We start from the raw sequence: 17,280 nt of genomic DNA on the forward strand, positions 1-17,280 counted from the left end.
TGCCTCATGTATAAACCAGAAAAAGATTTGTCCAAATCTTAATATTTGCAGAAGATTCAAGATAAAAAGATAATAAAATCTGTACTTTATATAAAAGAATGAAAATTAATTAGATGCAAAACTCTGGATGCGATAAGCAAAAATAAAAATGATGAAATGAGTAGGATAAAATACTTAGAGGATATGTGTCAGCCTTTTCTCATCTTATCTTTTGTGAATATCGTTTTTAATTATTGATATATAAGTATTTTAATTTTACCGCTAATCTATATGATTGCTTAAAATTTGCTTTTTACCAAAAGATAAAAACTTATAAGTAAAAGTTATTTATAAAAATTAGATAAGCAACTCATATTTTTTTATTTTTCATTATAAAGCCGGCTGAATACCATGAGCTTATATTATTGAAAGATCATGAAATTATGAGCACGAAGACCAAACCGTTGATTATCACGGCAATTGTAGTAGTCGCAATTGTTGCATTTATCGTATGGCAAAATAAAAAAGACAATAATACAAGTGCTTCAGTTCGTGACAACAAACCTGTTGTGATTGCTTATCAAACTGGAGTTGACCCAAGCAAAGTGGCGCAGGCGAATGGGGAGTATGAAAAACATAGCCAGCGGACTATTCAGTGGAAAAAATTTGATGCGGGTTCAGATGTAGTTAATGCACTTGCCTCGGGCGACGTGGTACTTGGCAATATTGGCTCAAGCCCACTTGCTGCTGCGGCCAGCCGTGATTTACCGATTGAAGTATTCTTAATTACTTCAAAACTTGGTGCATCTGAAGCACTCGTGGTGAGTAATAAATCAGGGATTAAAAGCCCTCAAGATTTAATTGGCAAAACCATTGCTGTACCGTTTGTTTCAACCACGCATTACAGCCTTTTGTCTGCACTGAAACATTGGAATGTTCCAGAAGATAAAGTAAAAATTATTAACTTGCGTCCACCTGAAATTTCAGCGGCATGGGAACGTGGTGATATTGATGCTGCCTATGTGTGGGAACCTGCTTTAAGTAAAGCTAAAGCATCTGGCACGGTTTTAACTGACTCGAAACAAGTCGGTGAATGGGGTGCTCCAACTTATGACTTATGGGTGGTGCGTAAAGATTTTGCAGAGAAAAATCCTGATTTCTTAAAAGCTTTTGTACAAACCACACTTGAGCAACTCGAAAAATATAACCAAGACCCAGCTGCTTACGTTAAAGATGCCGATAACGTGCAAAAAATTGCGCAGCTTACAGGTTCTGATCCAAAAGATATCCCGCTTTTATTAAGTGGCAATATTTACCTTGATCACGCTCAGCAAAAACAAACGTTAGACGGTGAATTTGCGCAAAATATTTTTGATACAGCGAAGTTCTTAAAAGGTCAGGGCAAGGTCGATCAACTTAAAGCCGATTATAAAGGCAACGTGAATTCTTCATTTTTGCAGCCTTAAGGAGTTGTCATGAGTGTACTAGAAGCCAAACATATTCATCTGACTTTTCCTAAACAGCAAAAGCCAGTTTTACAAGACATTAACCTAACGATTGAAGAAGGTTCTTTAACCGTGATTTTAGGCGAGTCAGGTTGCGGTAAAACGACTTTGCTTAATATCTTGGCAGGGTTTCAAAAGCCGAGTTCAGGTGATGTGCTTGTAAATCATGAAGTCGTAACTGGACCAGATGTAACTCGTGCTGTTGTATTTCAAGATCACGCCTTACTTCCTTGGCTAAATGTTGCAGATAATGTTGGTTTCGCTTTGCAGTTAAAAGGTTTAAAGCGTGCAGAAATTGAGAAACAAGTGAGCGCAATTTTAAAAATTGTAGGTTTAAGTCATGTTGAAAAAGCCAATATCTGGGAACTTTCCGGTGGTATGAAGCAACGTGTTGGTATTGCCAGAGCTTTGATCAGTCACGCGCCGTTTATTTTATTAGATGAACCTTTTGCCGCATTAGATGCTTTTACACGTGAAAACATGCAGCAGTTAGTGCTCGATTTATGGATTCAACAAAATAAAAGCTTCTTTTTAATTACACATGACATTGAAGAAGCATTATTGCTCAGCAATCAGTTGATTCTTATGACAGCCCATCCGGGCAAAATTGTAGAAACTCTACACCTCGATTTTGCTCAACGATATCGTCAGGGCGAATCTATTCGCTCAATTAAATCAGACCCTCAATTTATTCAGCTCAGAGAACAGTTATTTGAAAGTTTAAGGGCACAAAAACAAAGCGGTAAGGAGGCGTTACCTACATGAACACTAAAGATAACGTCTACGAATATGACAAAGCAGAGCTAAAACTTAAGCCAGATGCGCAAACAGAAAAAGCTTCATTTCTATCTTCATTTTTTGAAAAGCATCGAACTTTGGCGGTCAGCATAATTAGTGTGGGAAGTGTAGTTGCGCTTTGGTTTCTCATTACTGCTTTGCATATCGTACCTGAGCTATTTCTACCGAGTCCACAGGCAGTCTGGCAAAAATTTATATCGGTCAGCCAAGAAGGCTTTATGAAGGCTACTTTGTGGCAACACTTGGCCGCTAGTATCTCGCGTGTTTTTTTAGCCTTGATTGCTGCCGTGGTGATTGGTGTACCACTGGGCTTATGGATGGGTCTGAACAAATGGGTTCGCGCTGTTCTAGATCCTTTGGTTGAATTATTACGTCCAATTCCACCGTTAGCTTATTTACCCTTACTCGTAATTTGGTTCGGTATTGGCGAAACCACAAAAGTACTTTTGATTTTCTTCTCGATTTTGGCGCCTGTCATTATTAGTAGTGCGCATGGTGTGTTAAGCCATCAGCTTAATCGTGAACGTGCAGCATTGTCGCTAGGAGCAAGTCAGTCACAAGTATTTTGGCATGTCATTTTGCCAACAGCTTTACCTCATATTATTACCGGTATTCGTATTGGTTTAGGGGTGGGCTGGTCAACATTAGTTGCAGCAGAGTTAGTTGCAGCGGACCGTGGTATTGGTTTCATGGTGCAATCCGCAGCACAGTTCTTAATTACCGATATGGTAATTCTGGGCATTATTGTGATTGCGATTGTCGCAGTTAGTTTTGAGCTGTTTTTACGTTGGTTACAAAAACAGTTTTCTCCTTGGTATGGTCAGCAGTTGTAGTAAAGAAGATGAATACAGTAGTAGCAAACTTAAATATTGAAGTGATCAAGCCTACCATTGGCGCAATTATTCACGATATTGATTTGAATGCGTTAAATGAACAAACAAGGCAACAAATCCAGCAGGCTTTGCTTGATCATCAAGTCATTTTTTTTCGAAAGCAACAATTAGCACCGCAAGCACAGGCAGACTTGGCACGTAGTTTTGGCAGCTTACATGTGCACCCGATTTATCCTTCAATTGAAGATGTACCTGAAGTGATGGTGCTCGATAGCTGGAAACAAGATTTGCGTGACAATGAACTTTGGCACACAGATGTGACTTTTAGTAAAAATCCACCTTTAGGTTGTGTGTTGCAAGCTATTAAAATTCCACCTGTAGGCGGTGACACGTTGTGGTCGAGTAATACAGCAGCTTTTAAAGGGCTCTCGCTTGAGTTACAGCAAAAATTACGTGGCTTAACTGCAACACACGATATTCGTAAGTCTTTTCCGATTGAGCGTTTTGCTCATAACGAAGAAGAACGTGAAAAGCTTTTGCAAACATTTAAGCGTAACCCACCAGTGGTTCACCCAGTGGTGCGTACCCATCCGGTTACAGGTGAGCCTTTGTTATTTGTAAGTGAGGGCTTTACCACTCGAATTAATGAGTTACCTGAACAAGAAAGTGAGCAATTACTTAATTTCTTGTTTGAACATGCGACTCAAGAGCAGTTTCATTTGCGTTGGAAATGGCAAGATGGTGATATCGCGATTTGGGATAACCGTTGCACACAACATAAAGCATTATTTGATTATGGCGATGCCCATCGCATCATGCACCGTGCAACTATTAATGGCGATGTACCATTTTATAAAGAAGAAAAACAACCAGAGTTAGCAGAGGCTTAATTCTTTTATACTCTATGTTTCAATTCCAACGCCGCATTTTGAGTTGGAATTGAAACAGTAACTCTTTAGCGCATTCCAAAACCTGACAATATGCCTGTGTAGTTCTTTACAGGAGGCAAGGCCCAATCACCAACTTTGCTGGTTTTTAAATTTAATTGAACTAACATTTCAGCTTGTTTAACTGCTGCTGCAACGCCGTCAATAACAATCACTCCCAACTCGTTTTGTAGCTTTAAACATAAATCACTCATACCTGCACAGCCCAAAACAATCGCATCGCTTTTATCTTCTGCGAGCGCTTTTTTGCACTCATCTCGTATGGTTCGATAAGCATCTGAGTCTGGATGCTCCAACTCTTCAACTGCGATATCACAAGCTCGAACATTTTTACAGAAGGGGTGAGCGCCATAGCGATGAGCCAGATGCCAGCTCATATTCACTGTTCGTTGTAAGGTCGTGACTACGCTAAACCCAGTACTGACATAACTCGCAGTTCGCATAGCTGCTTCGGCAATTCCAATCACAGGTGCCGACGTCATTTCACGGGCAGCATAAAGCGCGGGATCACCAAAACAAGCAATAATATAAGCGTTTATACCTAGAAGTTCACCTTGTCGTATTTCCTCCAGCACACCTACTGCACTTAGGGCTTCATCATAATAACTTTCAATCGTTGCTGGGCCCATTTGAGGACTCACTGCAATAATTTGAGTATCAGAACCTGCGACTATGTTGGCTGATGCAGCAATTTTGTTAGTCATGCTTTGCGTGGTGTTGGGGTTAATAATTTTAATTTTCATTGTGCTTTTGCCTTAGTCATTGCCGATTTAGTATGGCCAAGCGGTTGGTTCAGAAACCGATAAATGACAAAACCAAATCCCATCCCAATAAACCATGTGAAATTAGCCAGCCCAGAGAGTTGTGGTAAAAGTACGCAGAGAATAGGAATTAATGAAGCTGGAATTAAGGCATAAAAGGCAGAGTGGTTATAACCATTTTTGTACCAATATGAACCTTTGGTATCTAAGGTATATAAATCATCTACCACGATTTTTTGTTTTTTAATGAGATAAAAATCGGCGAGCAATACACCAAAAAGTGGACCAATAAATGCACCTAAAATATCAATGGTGTAATGGATTACTTGAGGGTTATTAAATAAATTCCATGGCGTAATAAAAATTGAACCCACTGCTGCAATCATTCCACCCATGCGCCAGCTAATTTTACTCGGTGAAACATTAGAAAAATCAAAGGCCGGTGAAACAAAGTTAGCGACAATATTAATTCCGATGGTGGCAATCATTAAGGTCAAGCTGCCTAAAATCACCACAAAAGTATTATCAAGTTTACCGACCATCTCGACAGGGTCTGTAATGAGCTTGCCGTACACTGGCAAAGTTGCTGCAATACAAACCACAGTAAGTAAAGAAAAACCTAAGAAGTTAATCGGTAGTCCAAGAAAGTTGCCCATTTTAATGGCCTTAAAGCTTTTGCCATAACGAGAGAAGTCGCCAAAGTTCAGCATCGGCCCTGAAAAATATGAAACAACAAGCGCAATAGCACCAATCATGACTGGTACAACTGCAAAACCGTCGTATTGAACCCCACTCAAGTTTAAATCAATATTCTGCCAGCCAGCTTTCCAGATCAGCCATATTGCCATGGCAAACATTACGATGTAGACAGCCGGACCCGCCCAGTCAATGAACTTACGAATGCTGTCCATGCCCGACCAGAAAACAATCGCTTGTAGTAGCCAAAGCAGCATGAAGCCAACCCATCCTAAATAGGAAAGCCCAAGAAACCCGTAATTTGAAACATCGGCATAGACTGACCATTCTGGAAAGAACTTTAAAATAACCAATAAAAAGGCACTGGATGCCAAATAGGTTTGAATGCCATACCATGCGACAGCAATAAGCCCACGAATAACGGCAGGAATATTGGCACCAAGCACCCCGAAGGTTGCGCGGCAAATAACAGGATAGGGCGTGCCAGTTTGTTGGCTAGACTTGGCAATGAGGTTTGTAAAAAACTGAACTATAGCAATACCGATCAGTAAAGATAAAAGTACCTGCCAGCTATTGAGCCCTAGTGCAAAAAGGCTCCCAGCCATGACATAACCACCGACACTATGAACATCGGACATCCAAAAGGCAAAAATATTATAAGCGCCCCAAGTTTGCTTTTTTAAAGGAGCTAAGTCTTGATTTGTTAGCTTTGCATCATAAGAAGGTTTAATTATTGCTTCCGTATTATTCATCTTGAACACTCACTTCTTTAAGATGGAGGCACTTTCAGCAGCATTGTTGTTCTGTCTAAAAGAATGAAATTAAAATTGTGTACAATGTGGTATTTAAATTGTGCACAATTCCAATTGAGCAAAAGTTATGCCAAATTTAAGAAGTAGCGTTTATGAGTCATTAAAAATGGTATGGATTTTGGATATGCAGAGACAGATTTATAAACTGAGACGTGCTTATTTTTTATAAAAAGTAAATAAATTTAGGTGTATAAGTGGATATTTAAAGATTTAATATTGAATTGTTCAGCTCAACATAAGCATGGTGAGAATGAGAGAAATATTTCCAACTGCTTAAGTTAAACTTACACTATTCAAAATAGATAAAGTTCTAAAAAGAGGAGACATTAATAAAAATGGAGAAATCGATGTCATCGAATGCACCAAAAAAAGCCGTAGAAATGAGCAATGATGAAATTGATGACCATATATATAACGCAATTGTAGATGCTATTTTAAATCGACAACTCGCACCTGGCGCACGTTTGGTTGAAGCACCTTTGTGTGAAGCATTTGGTGTAACGCGAGGAGTGTTAAGACGTGTTTTCGTAAAACTTGCACATGATAAGGTCATCGAAATTCAGCCCAATCGTGGGGCACTCATCGCAAAACATAGCCTTGATGAAACAAAAGAAGTCTTTGAAGCACGCAGCATGCTTGAAATTGCTACGGTTAAAAAGCTAGCTCAAAAGTCACATAACCTAGATTTTAGTGAGCTTCGAGGTTTAGTAGACCAAGAGTCACATGAGCGTTTAGCAGGAAATTGGGCAGAGTGGATTAAGCTATCAGGGCAATTTCATTTAAAGCTGATTGAAGCAAATCAAAATACGATTATGACCAGTTATTTGCAGACGCTTATTGCAAGAACTTCGTTATTGATTGGGTTATATGAAATTCCAAAACATAATAATTGTTCGGCAGATGAACACCGTGCGATTTTAGATGCCATTGAGCAAGGAAGTGAAAAATTAGCTACTCAATTGATGGAAGAGCATTTAGAACACTACGCGACGACATTTATTGAAGAAAATAGCACAGCATCCGTAGAGCAAAATTTATTAAATTTATTTAAAAATAAGAAAATTGAAGCTATTTAAACGAGTTAAAAGTATTGGGCCAATTCTTATGAATTAGGCCCAGTTTAGTTATCTTATAGGAACGATTTGTTGCGTCAGAAAATCAATAAATAGTTTTACTTTCTTCGATAGAATTTTACGGTTTGGCCATGTCACATATAAGTGAAGGGGCTGGCTGGTGTAGTCCTCCAAACACTTCTGTAATTTACCTTCTTTGTAGTAAGGTTCAGCAATAAACTCTGGAAGAAAAACTATACCGTGGTCTTTTAGGCACATATCTAATAATAATTCACCATTATTACAAGTCATCACTGGGAAGCAATTGAACGATACTTCTTTTTGATCTTTTTGGAAAATCAACTTTTTATGCCGACTATCTTGATAGTAAATTAGAAACTTATGTTCTTTAAGTTCTTCTAATGAGTCTGGTAATCCATGCTGATTAAAATACTCAGGTGTTGCATATAGATAGCGCTGATAGGTATTTAATATTTTACTATTTGCCAAGTTTGGAGGAGAGCCATCTACACGAATGGTTAAATCAAATTTATTATTATTCATATCTAATAGCTGATCAGTCATGAATAAATCAATTTTGATACTGGGGTATTTCTCTATAAAGTCTGAAATGATCTGTTGAAGAAAAATATTACTAAAAGACATGGGTGTATTGAGCTTGAGTTCACCTTCAGGATATTGCTGGTTATAGCTAATTTCATAGGCAGCCCACTCGAACTCACTTAAAATGACTTTACTATGCTGATAAAACTTTTCCCCACAAGAGGTAAGGTTCATCTGTCTGGTGGTGCGGGTTAATAGTGTGGTTTTTAGGTCATTTTCGAGGTAGCAAACACGTTTGGCAACCAAGTCGCGAGAGATATCAAGTGCTCTAGCGGCACTACTAAAATTCCCATGTTCTACGACACTTACAAAAGTGGAAATACAGTCTAATCGATCCATGGATAAGCGAAAGTTAAAAAATATATATCAATGATTAAACTATAAAAATTAAAAAGCAATCATTGTTTTTATTGTATCCATACAGCATACAGATTCGTGCTGATTTGCTGTCTATGCTTTTACATTTTTATCTGTTTTTATAGTGACCAGTAAGCAATTTTAAAGCATTACTCATAAGGAATAATGGAGTTTACCCATGAATAAGTCACTTTTAGAACAACTATCACCAACCAATTGTCAGGTTATTTTTATTGATCATCAGCCACAAATGGCTTTTGGGGTACAGTCAATAGATCGTCAAGTATTAAAAAATAATACTGTAGGGTTAGCAAAAGCAGCTAAAACATTCAATATTCCTGTCACCATTACCACGGTTGAAACAGAAAGCTTCTCTGGTCATACCTATCCAGAACTTTTAGATGTATTTCCAGATGCACCTTTACTAGAACGTACTTCAATGAATTCATGGGATGACCAAAAAGTACGTGATTCGCTTGCAAAAATAATCGTAAAAAAGTGATTGTTTCAGGTTTGTGGACTGAAGTGTGCAATAACACCTTCGCTTTTGGTGCCATGCTTGAAGGCGATTATGAAATTTATATGGTGGCAGATGCTTCTGGTGGTACATCGAAAGAAGCACACGACTATGCGATGCAACGTATGATCCAAGCGGGTGTTGTTCCTGTAACTTGGCAACAAGTATTACTTGAGTGGCAACGTGATTGGGCACACCGTGATACGTATGATGCAGTTATGGCAATTGTACGTGAGCACTCTGGTGCTTACGGTATGGGTGTGGACTATGCCTATACGATGGTACATAAGGCGCCTGAGCGGACAACGTCAAAACACGAAGTACTTGCACCAGTTCCTGCAAAATAAGATAGAACTGATTTAGGTAAAGGCATGTCTAGTATTCAATATTTAAGTGATATTAATACTGATATGTCTTTATTTTTTAGAACGATAATTCACAAGAATGGAGTTCAGAATGACCGAAATAAACCTCATACTCATAAACGGTAAAATTACAACGCTAGATCCTCAAAACCCTGAAGTACAAGCAATTGCGATTGCAGATGGTAAAGTCGTACGCACAGGTACAAATGATGAGGTTATGAAGCTCGCAACACCAAAAAGCAAAGTTGTAGACTTAAATGGTCGTCGCGTTATACCGGGTCTAAATGACAGTCATCTGCATATTATTCGTGGTGGCCTAAATTACAATATGGAACTGCGCTGGGAAGGTGTGCCATCCGTTGCAGATGCACTACGCTTACTCAAAGAACAAGCAGACAATACACCAGCTCCACAATGGGTGCGTGTCGTAGGCGGATGGACTGAATTCCAGTTTGCCGAAAAGCGTTTACCGACTTTAGAAGAAATTAATAAAGCAGCGCCAGATACTCCCGTATTCGTTTTACATTTGTACGCCAGTGCCTTGTTGAACCGAGCTGCACTTGATGTATTAGGTTTTAATAAAGACACGCCAGACCCACCGGGTGGTAAGATTGTACGAAATGAAAAAGGTGAGCCAACAGGACTATTGCTCGCAACGCCATCCGCTATGATTTTATATTCGACCTTAGGGAAAGCACCGAAATTGCCGGTTGAAGATCAAGTCAATTCAACGCGTCATTTCATGCGTGAGTTGAACCGATTAGGTATTACTTCAGCAATTGATGCGGGCGGTGGCGGTCAAAACTATCCTGAAGACTATGACGTAATTAAGCAATTACATGATCAAAATCAGATGACCGTTCGAATTGCTTATAACCTATTTGCTCAGAAGGCAGGCCAAGAGCTTGATGATTATCGCCGTTGGACCGAAATGACATTTCCGGGTGATGGTGATGAGCTATTTAGAATGAATGGAGCAGGTGAGAACCTGACTTGGTCGGCAGGTGACTTTGAAGATTTTTATGAGCCACGTCCGGATTTACCAGAAAAAATGGAAGGTGAACTTGAAGCCATCGTAGAGCACTTGGCTGAAAAGAAATGGCCATTCCGTATTCATGCAACTTATGATGAAAGTATTAATCGTTTGCTGAATGTATTTGAGCGCGTCAATTCAAAACAGCCATTCGCAACTCGATTTATTATTGACCATGCCGAAACCGTATCTGAGCGCAATATCGAACGTATTGGTGCGTTGGGTGGTGGTATTGCCATTCAACACCGTATGGCATATCAAGGTGAGATTTTCGTAAAACGCTATGGTGCCGAGGCTGCTCAGGCAACGCCACCTGTTAAAAAAATGCTAGAACTCGGTGTGCCTGTAGGTGCGGGGACAGATGCGACTCGTGTTGCATCCTATAACCCTTGGGTTTGTTTGTATTGGCTAAGTACTGGTAAAACAGTCGGTGGTTTACCTCTCTATGATGAAAAAAATCTATTAGACCGTCAGACAGCACTCAAACTCTGGACCAAAGGTTCGGCTTGGTTCTCTGGTGAAAAAGATGTTAAAGGTTCACTCACAGAAGGGGAACTTGCCGACTTAGTTGTACTGTCCGATGACTACTTCAAAGTTGAAGCAGAAGATATCCAGTGGATTGAGTCTGTACTCACTGTTTTAGGCGGAAAAGTGGTATATGCAGGAGCAGAATTCAAGCAAGATGATCCGCCGTTACCGCCAGCATCACCAACATGGTCGCCAGTAAAACGTTTTGGTGGTCAGTGGCGTTTATCTGAAAATCGTAATGCTCCTTCCAATCAATCATTACAGTCACAAAGTGCATTGTGCACATGCGCCAGCAGTTGTGGCATGCATGGACATAGCCACGCTTGGATGCTTGATGTTCCTGTAAATGATAAGGATAAAACATCTTTCTGGGGCGCACTCGGGTGTTCTTGTTTTGCATTTTAAATAAAACAGTTTGGGAACCTGCTTCGTTAAATGGCTTGCTTCCTTAAGGTATGTACGATGAAAATGTACTTGTTATCTTTGGCTGTAGGGCTACTCGTTGGTGTCTTATATTACGTCTTAAATGTGAAGTCACCAGCTCCGCCTCTTGTTGCATTAGTCGGATTATTAGGAATGGTAGTCGGAGAGCAACTTCTTCCTTTTATTAAGTCCTATTTTTAACCCGTTTCACTCAAAAAAGCTAAATGGTGTTGTGCCATTTAGCTTTTTATATTGATGAATACCTTCAATTATTTTATACGACGGCCTTGCTCATCAATAATGACTTCACCATCTTCTTTTGCGAAATAGCCTAAGTTTTGTGAATCTAAAATGTCGAGCACTACTTCAGAGGGGCGACAAAGTCGTGTGCCTTGGGGTGTAACCACAAATGGACGATTAATTAAAATTGGGTACTGAACCATAAAATCAATTAACTGTTCATCGGTCCAGTGGTCTTGTTCCAGTTCTAAATCTTTATAGGGATCAACATTTTTTCGGATTGCTTCACGTACAGTTAAGTTTGAATCCCTAATAAGTTGAATCAGTTCATCTTTACTGGGTGGTGTTTGCAAATATTCAATAACGATAGGCTCAAACCCCGCATGACGAATAAGCGCCAATGTATTGCGTGATGTGCCACATGCTGGGTTATGGTAAATCTTCACTAGTTCCGCCATGATAATTATTCATTGAATTAAGATATTGCATTTATATATGGATATCCGTATATTTGCAATAACGAATATAAGTGGCTGCAAATATGATCACTCAAGTCGATTTCTTTAAATGTCTTTCTGATCAAACTCGGTTAAACATTCTTAAGTTAGTTCTGAGCAAACAAAATATCTGTGTCTGCGAGTTAACAGAACAGCTTGAGTTGAGCCAACCAAAAATTTCCCGACATTTAGCCCTATTACGAACCCATGGCATCCTTCTTGATTCAAGACAGGGGCAATGGGTGTATTACAGCGTTAATCCTGAACTGCCGATCTGGGCAAACAACATTTTGAATATTTTGGCGCAGCAAGATGACGATGCAATGAAACCATTGTCTGGTCAGCTAGGGTCTATTTCTACCTTTTGTGAGTAAAGATCATGAAATTTCTATTTCTATGTACGGGTAATAGTTGCCGTAGTATTTTGTCAGAAGTTTTATTTAACAGCCGCGCACCAGAAGGGTGGAAAGCTTATAGTGCTGGTAGCAAACCTTCCGGTCAGGTACATCCGCTAACGATTGAAACACTTAAAAATTTAGGTTTATCTACAGATGGCTTATGGAGTAAAACGATTGATGATTGCGAGCAATATCAACCAGATGTAGTAATCACTGTTTGTGACTCAGCAGCGCAAGAAGCATGCCCATTGTATTTAGGTGGTGCAATTAAAGCACATTGGGGTTTAAGTGACCCATCACATCTCGACTTACCAAAAGAAGAAAAACTCAAAGCGTTCCAAAATACTGTTGATCATATTAACCGCCGTTTAGATGCTTTATTTGCATTAGATGTTGCACATTTGAGCCGTTCGCAACTTATTAATGAAATTAACCAAATCTCGCATATTGATTAAAGAGAATGACATGGCCAAATCTAAGCTATCATTTTTAGATAGAAACCTAACGCTATGGATTTTTATTGCTATGGCTTTAGGTGTAGCCATTGGTGTTTTCTTTCCTCAAGCATCAGTGTCTTTAAATCAGCTCAGTATAGATAACGTTAATATTCCAATTGCGATTGGTTTAATTTTAATGATGTATCCGCCTTTGGCAAAAGTAGACTATGCTGCTTTGCCAGAAGTATTTAAAGATAAGAAAACACTCGCTTTGTCTTTAATACAAAACTGGATTATTGCTCCAGTCTTAATGTTTATTCTTGCGATTATTTTTTTACATAGCTATCCGGAATATATGACGGGTCTCATTCTAATTGGGTTAGCACGTTGTATTGCAATGGTCTTGGTTTGGAATGGCTTGGCATGTGGCGATAACCAATATGTTGCAGCTTTGGTTGCCTTTAACAGTATTTTCCAAATTTTATTCTTTAGCACCTATGCATGGCTATTTCTAACCTTTTTGCCGCCTTATTTTGGTGTGGCAGGACAAGTCATTAATGTCGATTTTTGGACCATTACCCATGCTGTATTGGTGTATTTGGGTATCCCATTTTTAATGGGTTTCTTGACTCGTCTAGTTTTAGTTAAGGCAAAAGGTTTGAATTGGTATCAAACCAAGTTTTTACCAAAAATTAGCCCGTTAAGTTTAATTGCCTTACTCTTTACTATTGTTGCCATGTTTAGTTTAAAAGGTGGCGATGTGGTGAGTTTACCGCTAGATGTATTGCTGATTGCTGTCCCACTGACGATTTACTTTGTAGTGATGTTCTTTATCAGCTTCTTTATGAGTAAACAGATGGGGAATAACTACCCACGTACGACTGCCATTTCATTTACCGCAGCGGGTAACAATTTTGAGCTCGCTTTAGCAGTGGCAATTGCAACATTTGGTTTAGCTTCTCCGGTTGCTTTTACTACAGTAATTGGACCATTGGTTGAAGTTCCAGTTTTAATTTCACTCGTTTCAGTCTCGCTTTGGTTAAAGAAAAAGTATTTCTCACATGAACAGTTCTAATAATGATTTAGCAAATGTAGAGCTCAACCTTTTGGATAAGCCTACATTCGAACAAATACAAGCACAGCAGCTTGAACATCCACCCCGTATTTTATTGTTATATGGTTCTAACCGTGAACGCTCTTATAGTCGTTTTGCTGTGCTAACTGCTGGGCGTATCCTTGAATACCTAGGTGCCGAAGTCAAAATTTTTCATCCTAAAGGTTTGCCTTTACCTGAAGATGCCGCAACTGATCATCCAAAAGTACAAGAGTTACATGAACTTTTGGCTTGGTCAGAAGGTATGGTGTGGTGTTCGCCTGAACGTCACGGGGCAATGAGTTCAATTTTAAAAGCTCAAATTGATTGGATTCCTTTAGCTGGCGGAGCAATACGTGCAACACAAGGTAAAACCTTAGCCGTTATGCAAGTCAGCGGTGGTTCACAGTCTTTTAATGCCGTGAATCAAATGCGTATTTTAGGACGGTGGATGCGCATGATTACCATCCCAAATCAGTCTTCTGTTGCTAAGGCTTTTTTGGAGTTTGAGGAAGATGGCAGTATGAAACCATCTTCTTACTTTGACCGAATTGTGGATGTCATGGAAGAACTCTATAAGTTCACTTTATTAACACGTGGGCAAAAACAGTACCTGACTAATCGCTATTCGGAGCGGAAAGAATCGGCAGAAGAGTTATCAAAACGAGTCAATCAAAAATAAAAAGTTTTATCCCAAAAAGTGCTCTAGTTAGAGCACTTTTTATTGAGTGTTTTTGAGATTAAGCCATTGTAGGTAATAGTTTTTGTAATAATTCAATAAAGTTGGAAACTTTGGCCGAATTTTCATTTTCTCTTGTAATCAAGTAAATAGGCGCATTCAGTTTTATTGAGTGATCAAACTCGCGATAAATAATTTCATGATCCCAAAAATTATGCATTGAGGCTGGCACAATAGTGATGCCAATTCCGGCAGCAACTAAATTTAATGTTGCGGTAGGACGCGGCGCTTCTTGAATAATGCGTGGACTAAAACCCGCCTGATAGCAACTATATAAAATATTGTCATATAAACCTTGTCCAGAAGAGCGACGGTATAAAACAAAATTCTCATCTGATAAGTCACTTAAACTAATTTTCTCTTTTTGCGTAAGGGGATGTCCTATAGGCAATGCAACCACCATCGGCTCATCTAATATATGTAGGTGTTTTAACCCAATATCACGGCTGATCGGTGCTCTTAGAAAAGCAATATCTAGCTTTTCTGAAATTAACCAGTCCAGTTGTTTTTGACTGCCTGCTTCTTCAAGTTTGGTTTGTACTCCTGGATATATTTCCCGATATGAACGTAATACTAATGAGATAAGCGGATGCAAGCCGGCTGAACTAGTAAAGCCGATATTAAGTTGTCCCGTTTTACCTTGGCTAACATCTTGGACTAATTGGGGTATATGCCTGGCATGTTCTAATAAAAGTTGTGCTTCTCTAAATAAGGCTAAACCCGCTTCTGTCGGTTCAATTCCACGCGGTTGACGAATAAGTAATTGAGTACCGAGTTCTTGTTCAAGTTTTTTGAGTAAACGAGTTAAAGGTGGTTGTTGAATAAACAAACGGTTTGCTGCATGAGTAATATTTCTTTCTTCAACCACTACCACGAAGGCATGAAGCTTATGTAAATCTAACATAGGAATACCTTTAGGGTATGGTTAGTGAAAATAAAAGCATTTGTAGATATATCATAAAAGTATCATTCTATCTTGGTCAGATAAAGTGAAAAGTAACGAAAATGAACCATGTTGAGATTGCTGTGCAGAAGGAGAGCATACCGACCTGCACAGAGTTATTTTTAGGTTTTTTAACATTAGGTTTAATTGGATTTGGTGGTGTATTGCCTTTAGCACGTAAAGTTGTTGTAGAGCAAAGGCAGTGGCTAAGTCCTGAAAAATTCACTGAGTTACTTGGTCTATGCCAATTCCTACCAGGTGGCAATATTATTAATTTATCTGTTGCGATTGGCATGGAATTCCGCGGTGTCCGTGGAGCCGCGAGTGCACTCATTGGCCTCATTTTTGCTCCAACAGTCATTGTCGTACTTCTGCATTATGTCTATGAACAGTTCCAAGATAATTTAATGGTTAAGCATCTTTTCGAAGGGTTAGGTGCAGCAGCAGCAGGGCTTTTGGTCGCAACCGGCTTAAAAATGTTGAAACCATTATTGCGTAACCCAATAGCGATGTGTGTTGTCGTGGCAGCAATTATCAGTATTGCTTTTCTAAAAATCTCCTTGCTTTTGACCATGCTAATTTTGTTGGCTCTTTATTCAACTATTATTTGGAGACGTGTGTAATGGGCGCAGTTCTACTTACTTTAGCGATCATTTTTACTCAGTTGTCTCTTATTGCATTTGGTGGTGGGAATACGATTTTGCCCGAAATGCAACGCCAAGTAGTTGATATTCACCATTGGATGACAGCACAAGAATTTAGTGCTCTGTTTGCTATGGCTCAAGCAGCACCCGGTCCAAATATGATGATTGTACCGTTGGTAGGGTGGCATGTAGCAGGGTTGTCTGGTCTACTCGTGACTTCTATAGCTAAATTTTTACCTTCATCGATTATTACTGTGTTTGTAATGAGAGGTTGGTCAAAATTTAAAGATAAAAAATGGCGCCGTGTTTTACAGCTTGCTTTACAACCTGTCACTGTTGGAACGGTGCTTGCCAGTGCTTGGATTATCTCTGAGGCAGCGGCAATAAATACTTTACTTATTATTATGGTGGTCATTGCAACTTTATTATCTTTAATTAAAAAAGTTCACCCCTTGCATGTCCTGATTGCTGGGGCTGTATTTGGTGTGGTCTTACTCTAGTTTAACCAGTTTGCTGACCTGCGCTGGGATGAGTTCAGGTTGGCTTTTTTTGATTTGAAGTGAATAACAATAAAATCTAAAAAACCGATTAAATATATAAAAACATACTGTTTTACCTATTTTGTGTTTTAACGTACTATGCATCTATTGAAAGAATTTGGATGCATTGGAGTAAAAAACAGATGTTAGATCAAAACATTAAAACTCAATTAAAAGCTTATTTAGAACGTTTAGAAAGTCCCATCGAATTAGTTGCTGCTTTAGATGAGTCAGATAAAGCTGCTCAAATTAAAGAACTCGTCACTGAAATCGCTGAGCTTTCTGACCAAGTCACTGCCCGTTTTGATGGCAACAATACACGTCGTCCAAGCTTTGGTGTGGCTAAAGCAGGCGAACAACCTCGTGTGTTCTTTGCAGGCTTACCGATGGGTCATGAATTTACGTCTTTGATCTTGGCACTGTTACAGGTGTCTGGTTATGCCCCTAAAGTGTCAGATGAAGTGCTCAACCAGATTAAAGGCTTAAACCTCAAAGCCAACTTTGATGTGTTTGTATCGCT

General features: G+C 39.2%; 19 protein-coding genes and 1 pseudogene. 15 read left to right on the forward strand and 5 right to left on the reverse strand.

Annotation, left to right across the window (positions count from 1 at the left end):
* Nucleotides 1-404 precede the first annotated feature (404 nt).
* From tauA to tauD, 4 genes are read left to right on the forward strand one after another with little or no spacing between them, the layout of a single operon-like run.
* Complete coding sequence (tauA, locus tag KTI78_RS15400; protein WP_262446641.1) at nt 405-1,445, forward strand: taurine ABC transporter substrate-binding protein; 1,041 nt, start codon at nt 405-407, stop codon at nt 1,443-1,445.
* 9 nt (nt 1,446-1,454) lie between these two features.
* The gene (locus tag KTI78_RS15405) at nt 1,455-2,249 is read left to right on the forward strand and encodes a taurine ABC transporter ATP-binding protein (RefSeq protein ID WP_262446642.1); all 795 of its coding nucleotides are present in this window, start codon (nt 1,455-1,457) and stop codon (nt 2,247-2,249) included.
* A complete protein-coding gene (gene tauC / locus KTI78_RS15410; RefSeq protein WP_262446643.1) occupies nt 2,246-3,115 on the forward strand; it encodes a taurine ABC transporter permease TauC in 870 nt (289 codons plus the stop codon). The genes KTI78_RS15405 and tauC overlap by 4 nt, the downstream gene beginning before the upstream one ends.
* An 8-nt stretch (nt 3,116-3,123) precedes the next feature.
* Entirely contained in the window at nt 3,124-4,005 is an 882-nt protein-coding gene (tauD, locus tag KTI78_RS15415; protein ID WP_262446644.1) for a taurine dioxygenase, read from the forward strand.
* Nucleotides 4,006-4,070: 65 nt separating this feature from the next.
* On the opposite strand, the gene KTI78_RS15420 is transcribed toward tauD, so the two are convergent.
* Complete coding sequence (locus KTI78_RS15420; protein WP_262446645.1) at nt 4,071-4,805, reverse strand: aspartate/glutamate racemase family protein; 735 nt, start codon at nt 4,803-4,805, stop codon at nt 4,071-4,073.
* Nucleotides 4,802-6,271 carry an NCS1 family nucleobase:cation symporter-1 gene (locus tag KTI78_RS15425; RefSeq protein WP_262446646.1) on the reverse strand — a complete coding sequence of 490 codons (1,470 nt, stop codon included), beginning with the start codon at nt 6,269-6,271 and terminating at the stop codon, nt 4,802-4,804. The genes KTI78_RS15420 and KTI78_RS15425 overlap by 4 nt, the downstream gene beginning before the upstream one ends.
* A 395-nt stretch (nt 6,272-6,666) precedes the next feature.
* Between KTI78_RS15425 and KTI78_RS15430 the strand changes: the two genes are divergently transcribed.
* Nucleotides 6,667-7,407 (forward strand): GntR family transcriptional regulator, encoded by a 741-nt coding sequence (locus KTI78_RS15430; RefSeq protein ID WP_262446647.1) that lies wholly within the window; start codon nt 6,667-6,669, stop codon nt 7,405-7,407.
* A gap of 48 nt (nt 7,408-7,455) precedes the next feature.
* On the opposite strand, the gene KTI78_RS15435 is transcribed toward KTI78_RS15430, so the two are convergent.
* Nucleotides 7,456-8,346, reverse strand: coding sequence for a LysR family transcriptional regulator (locus KTI78_RS15435; RefSeq protein ID WP_016141305.1), 891 nt, complete (start codon nt 8,344-8,346; stop codon nt 7,456-7,458).
* A gap of 196 nt (nt 8,347-8,542) precedes the next feature.
* On the opposite strand from KTI78_RS15435, the pseudogene KTI78_RS15440 reads away from it, so the two are divergent.
* The 3 genes and pseudogenes from KTI78_RS15440 to KTI78_RS15450 all read left to right on the forward strand — a co-directional run bounded on the left by KTI78_RS15440 (nt 8,543) and on the right by KTI78_RS15450 (nt 11,431).
* Nucleotides 8,543-9,228: pseudogene (locus tag KTI78_RS15440) on the forward strand (hydrolase).
* Between the two features lie 109 nt (nt 9,229-9,337).
* Nucleotides 9,338-11,212, forward strand: coding sequence for an amidohydrolase (locus KTI78_RS15445; protein WP_262446648.1), 1,875 nt, complete (start codon nt 9,338-9,340; stop codon nt 11,210-11,212).
* Nucleotides 11,213-11,269: 57 nt separating this feature from the next.
* Nucleotides 11,270-11,431, forward strand: coding sequence for a DUF1427 family protein (locus KTI78_RS15450; RefSeq protein WP_016141301.1), 162 nt, complete (start codon nt 11,270-11,272; stop codon nt 11,429-11,431).
* 68 nt (nt 11,432-11,499) lie between these two features.
* Here the strand turns inward: KTI78_RS15450 and arsC are convergent, their stop codons facing one another.
* Nucleotides 11,500-11,928 carry an arsenate reductase (glutaredoxin) gene (gene arsC, locus KTI78_RS15455; protein WP_262446650.1) on the reverse strand — a complete coding sequence of 143 codons (429 nt, stop codon included), beginning with the start codon at nt 11,926-11,928 and terminating at the stop codon, nt 11,500-11,502.
* A gap of 83 nt (nt 11,929-12,011) precedes the next feature.
* Here arsC and KTI78_RS15460 point away from each other — a divergent pair, with 83 nt between their 5' ends.
* From KTI78_RS15460 to arsH, 4 genes are read left to right on the forward strand one after another with little or no spacing between them, the layout of a single operon-like run.
* The gene (locus tag KTI78_RS15460; RefSeq protein WP_016141299.1) at nt 12,012-12,341 is read left to right on the forward strand and encodes a metalloregulator ArsR/SmtB family transcription factor; all 330 of its coding nucleotides are present in this window, start codon (nt 12,012-12,014) and stop codon (nt 12,339-12,341) included.
* A gap of 5 nt (nt 12,342-12,346) precedes the next feature.
* On the forward strand, nt 12,347-12,820 hold the full coding sequence (locus KTI78_RS15465; protein ID WP_174729138.1) for an arsenate reductase ArsC: 474 nt from the start codon (nt 12,347-12,349) through the stop codon (nt 12,818-12,820).
* 10 nt (nt 12,821-12,830) lie between these two features.
* Nucleotides 12,831-13,877: an ACR3 family arsenite efflux transporter gene (arsB, locus tag KTI78_RS15470; RefSeq protein WP_238611124.1), complete on the forward strand. Its 1,047-nt coding sequence runs from the start codon at nt 12,831-12,833 to the stop codon at nt 13,875-13,877.
* Complete coding sequence (gene arsH / locus KTI78_RS15475) at nt 13,864-14,577, forward strand: arsenical resistance protein ArsH (RefSeq protein WP_174758512.1); 714 nt, start codon at nt 13,864-13,866, stop codon at nt 14,575-14,577. The genes arsB and arsH overlap by 14 nt, the downstream gene beginning before the upstream one ends.
* A 58-nt stretch (nt 14,578-14,635) precedes the next feature.
* Here the strand turns inward: arsH and KTI78_RS15480 are convergent, their stop codons facing one another.
* Complete coding sequence (locus tag KTI78_RS15480; protein ID WP_262446652.1) at nt 14,636-15,538, reverse strand: LysR family transcriptional regulator; 903 nt, start codon at nt 15,536-15,538, stop codon at nt 14,636-14,638.
* Between the two features lie 101 nt (nt 15,539-15,639).
* Here KTI78_RS15480 and KTI78_RS15485 point away from each other — a divergent pair, with 101 nt between their 5' ends.
* The 3 genes from KTI78_RS15485 to KTI78_RS15495 all read left to right on the forward strand — a co-directional run.
* Nucleotides 15,640-16,200 (forward strand): chromate transporter, encoded by a 561-nt coding sequence (locus KTI78_RS15485; RefSeq protein ID WP_016141294.1) that lies wholly within the window; start codon nt 15,640-15,642, stop codon nt 16,198-16,200.
* Nucleotides 16,200-16,721, forward strand: coding sequence for a chromate transporter (locus tag KTI78_RS15490; RefSeq protein WP_016141293.1), 522 nt, complete (start codon nt 16,200-16,202; stop codon nt 16,719-16,721). The genes KTI78_RS15485 and KTI78_RS15490 overlap by 1 nt, the downstream gene beginning before the upstream one ends.
* Nucleotides 16,722-16,903: 182 nt before the next feature.
* A partial coding sequence (locus KTI78_RS15495) for an alkyl hydroperoxide reductase (RefSeq protein WP_262446653.1) occupies nt 16,904-17,280 on the forward strand: 377 nt, incomplete at its 3' end.

Source organism: Acinetobacter sp. WU_MDCI_Abxe161 (genome assembly GCF_025514355.1).
Taxonomy (GTDB): Bacteria; Pseudomonadota; Gammaproteobacteria; order Pseudomonadales; family Moraxellaceae; genus Acinetobacter; species Acinetobacter pittii_E.

Bases quoted from the DNA above. Each gene is read 5' to 3' on its own strand.
- KTI78_RS15405 (WP_262446642.1), top strand. From the start codon at position 1,455: ATGAGTGTACTAGAAGCCAAACATATTCATCTGACTTTTCCTAAACAG.
- tauC (WP_262446643.1), top strand. From the start codon at position 2,246: ATGAACACTAAAGATAACGTCTACGAATATGACAAAGCAGAGCTAAAA.
- tauD (WP_262446644.1), top strand. From the start codon at position 3,124: ATGAATACAGTAGTAGCAAACTTAAATATTGAAGTGATCAAGCCTACC.
- KTI78_RS15420 (WP_262446645.1), bottom strand. From the start codon at position 4,805: ATGAAAATTAAAATTATTAACCCCAACACCACGCAAAGCATGACTAAC.
- KTI78_RS15425 (WP_262446646.1), bottom strand. From the start codon at position 6,271: ATGAATAATACGGAAGCAATAATTAAACCTTCTTATGATGCAAAGCTA.
- KTI78_RS15430 (WP_262446647.1), top strand. From the start codon at position 6,667: ATGGAGAAATCGATGTCATCGAATGCACCAAAAAAAGCCGTAGAAATG.
- KTI78_RS15435 (WP_016141305.1), bottom strand. From the start codon at position 8,346: ATGGATCGATTAGACTGTATTTCCACTTTTGTAAGTGTCGTAGAACAT.
- KTI78_RS15445 (WP_262446648.1), top strand. From the start codon at position 9,338: ATGACCGAAATAAACCTCATACTCATAAACGGTAAAATTACAACGCTA.
- KTI78_RS15450 (WP_016141301.1), top strand. From the start codon at position 11,270: ATGAAAATGTACTTGTTATCTTTGGCTGTAGGGCTACTCGTTGGTGTC.
- arsC (WP_262446650.1), bottom strand. From the start codon at position 11,928: ATGGCGGAACTAGTGAAGATTTACCATAACCCAGCATGTGGCACATCA.
- KTI78_RS15460 (WP_016141299.1), top strand. From the start codon at position 12,012: ATGATCACTCAAGTCGATTTCTTTAAATGTCTTTCTGATCAAACTCGG.
- KTI78_RS15465 (WP_174729138.1), top strand. From the start codon at position 12,347: ATGAAATTTCTATTTCTATGTACGGGTAATAGTTGCCGTAGTATTTTG.
- arsB (WP_238611124.1), top strand. From the start codon at position 12,831: ATGGCCAAATCTAAGCTATCATTTTTAGATAGAAACCTAACGCTATGG.
- arsH (WP_174758512.1), top strand. From the start codon at position 13,864: ATGAACAGTTCTAATAATGATTTAGCAAATGTAGAGCTCAACCTTTTG.
- KTI78_RS15480 (WP_262446652.1), bottom strand. From the start codon at position 15,538: ATGTTAGATTTACATAAGCTTCATGCCTTCGTGGTAGTGGTTGAAGAA.
- KTI78_RS15485 (WP_016141294.1), top strand. From the start codon at position 15,640: ATGAACCATGTTGAGATTGCTGTGCAGAAGGAGAGCATACCGACCTGC.
- KTI78_RS15490 (WP_016141293.1), top strand. From the start codon at position 16,200: ATGGGCGCAGTTCTACTTACTTTAGCGATCATTTTTACTCAGTTGTCT.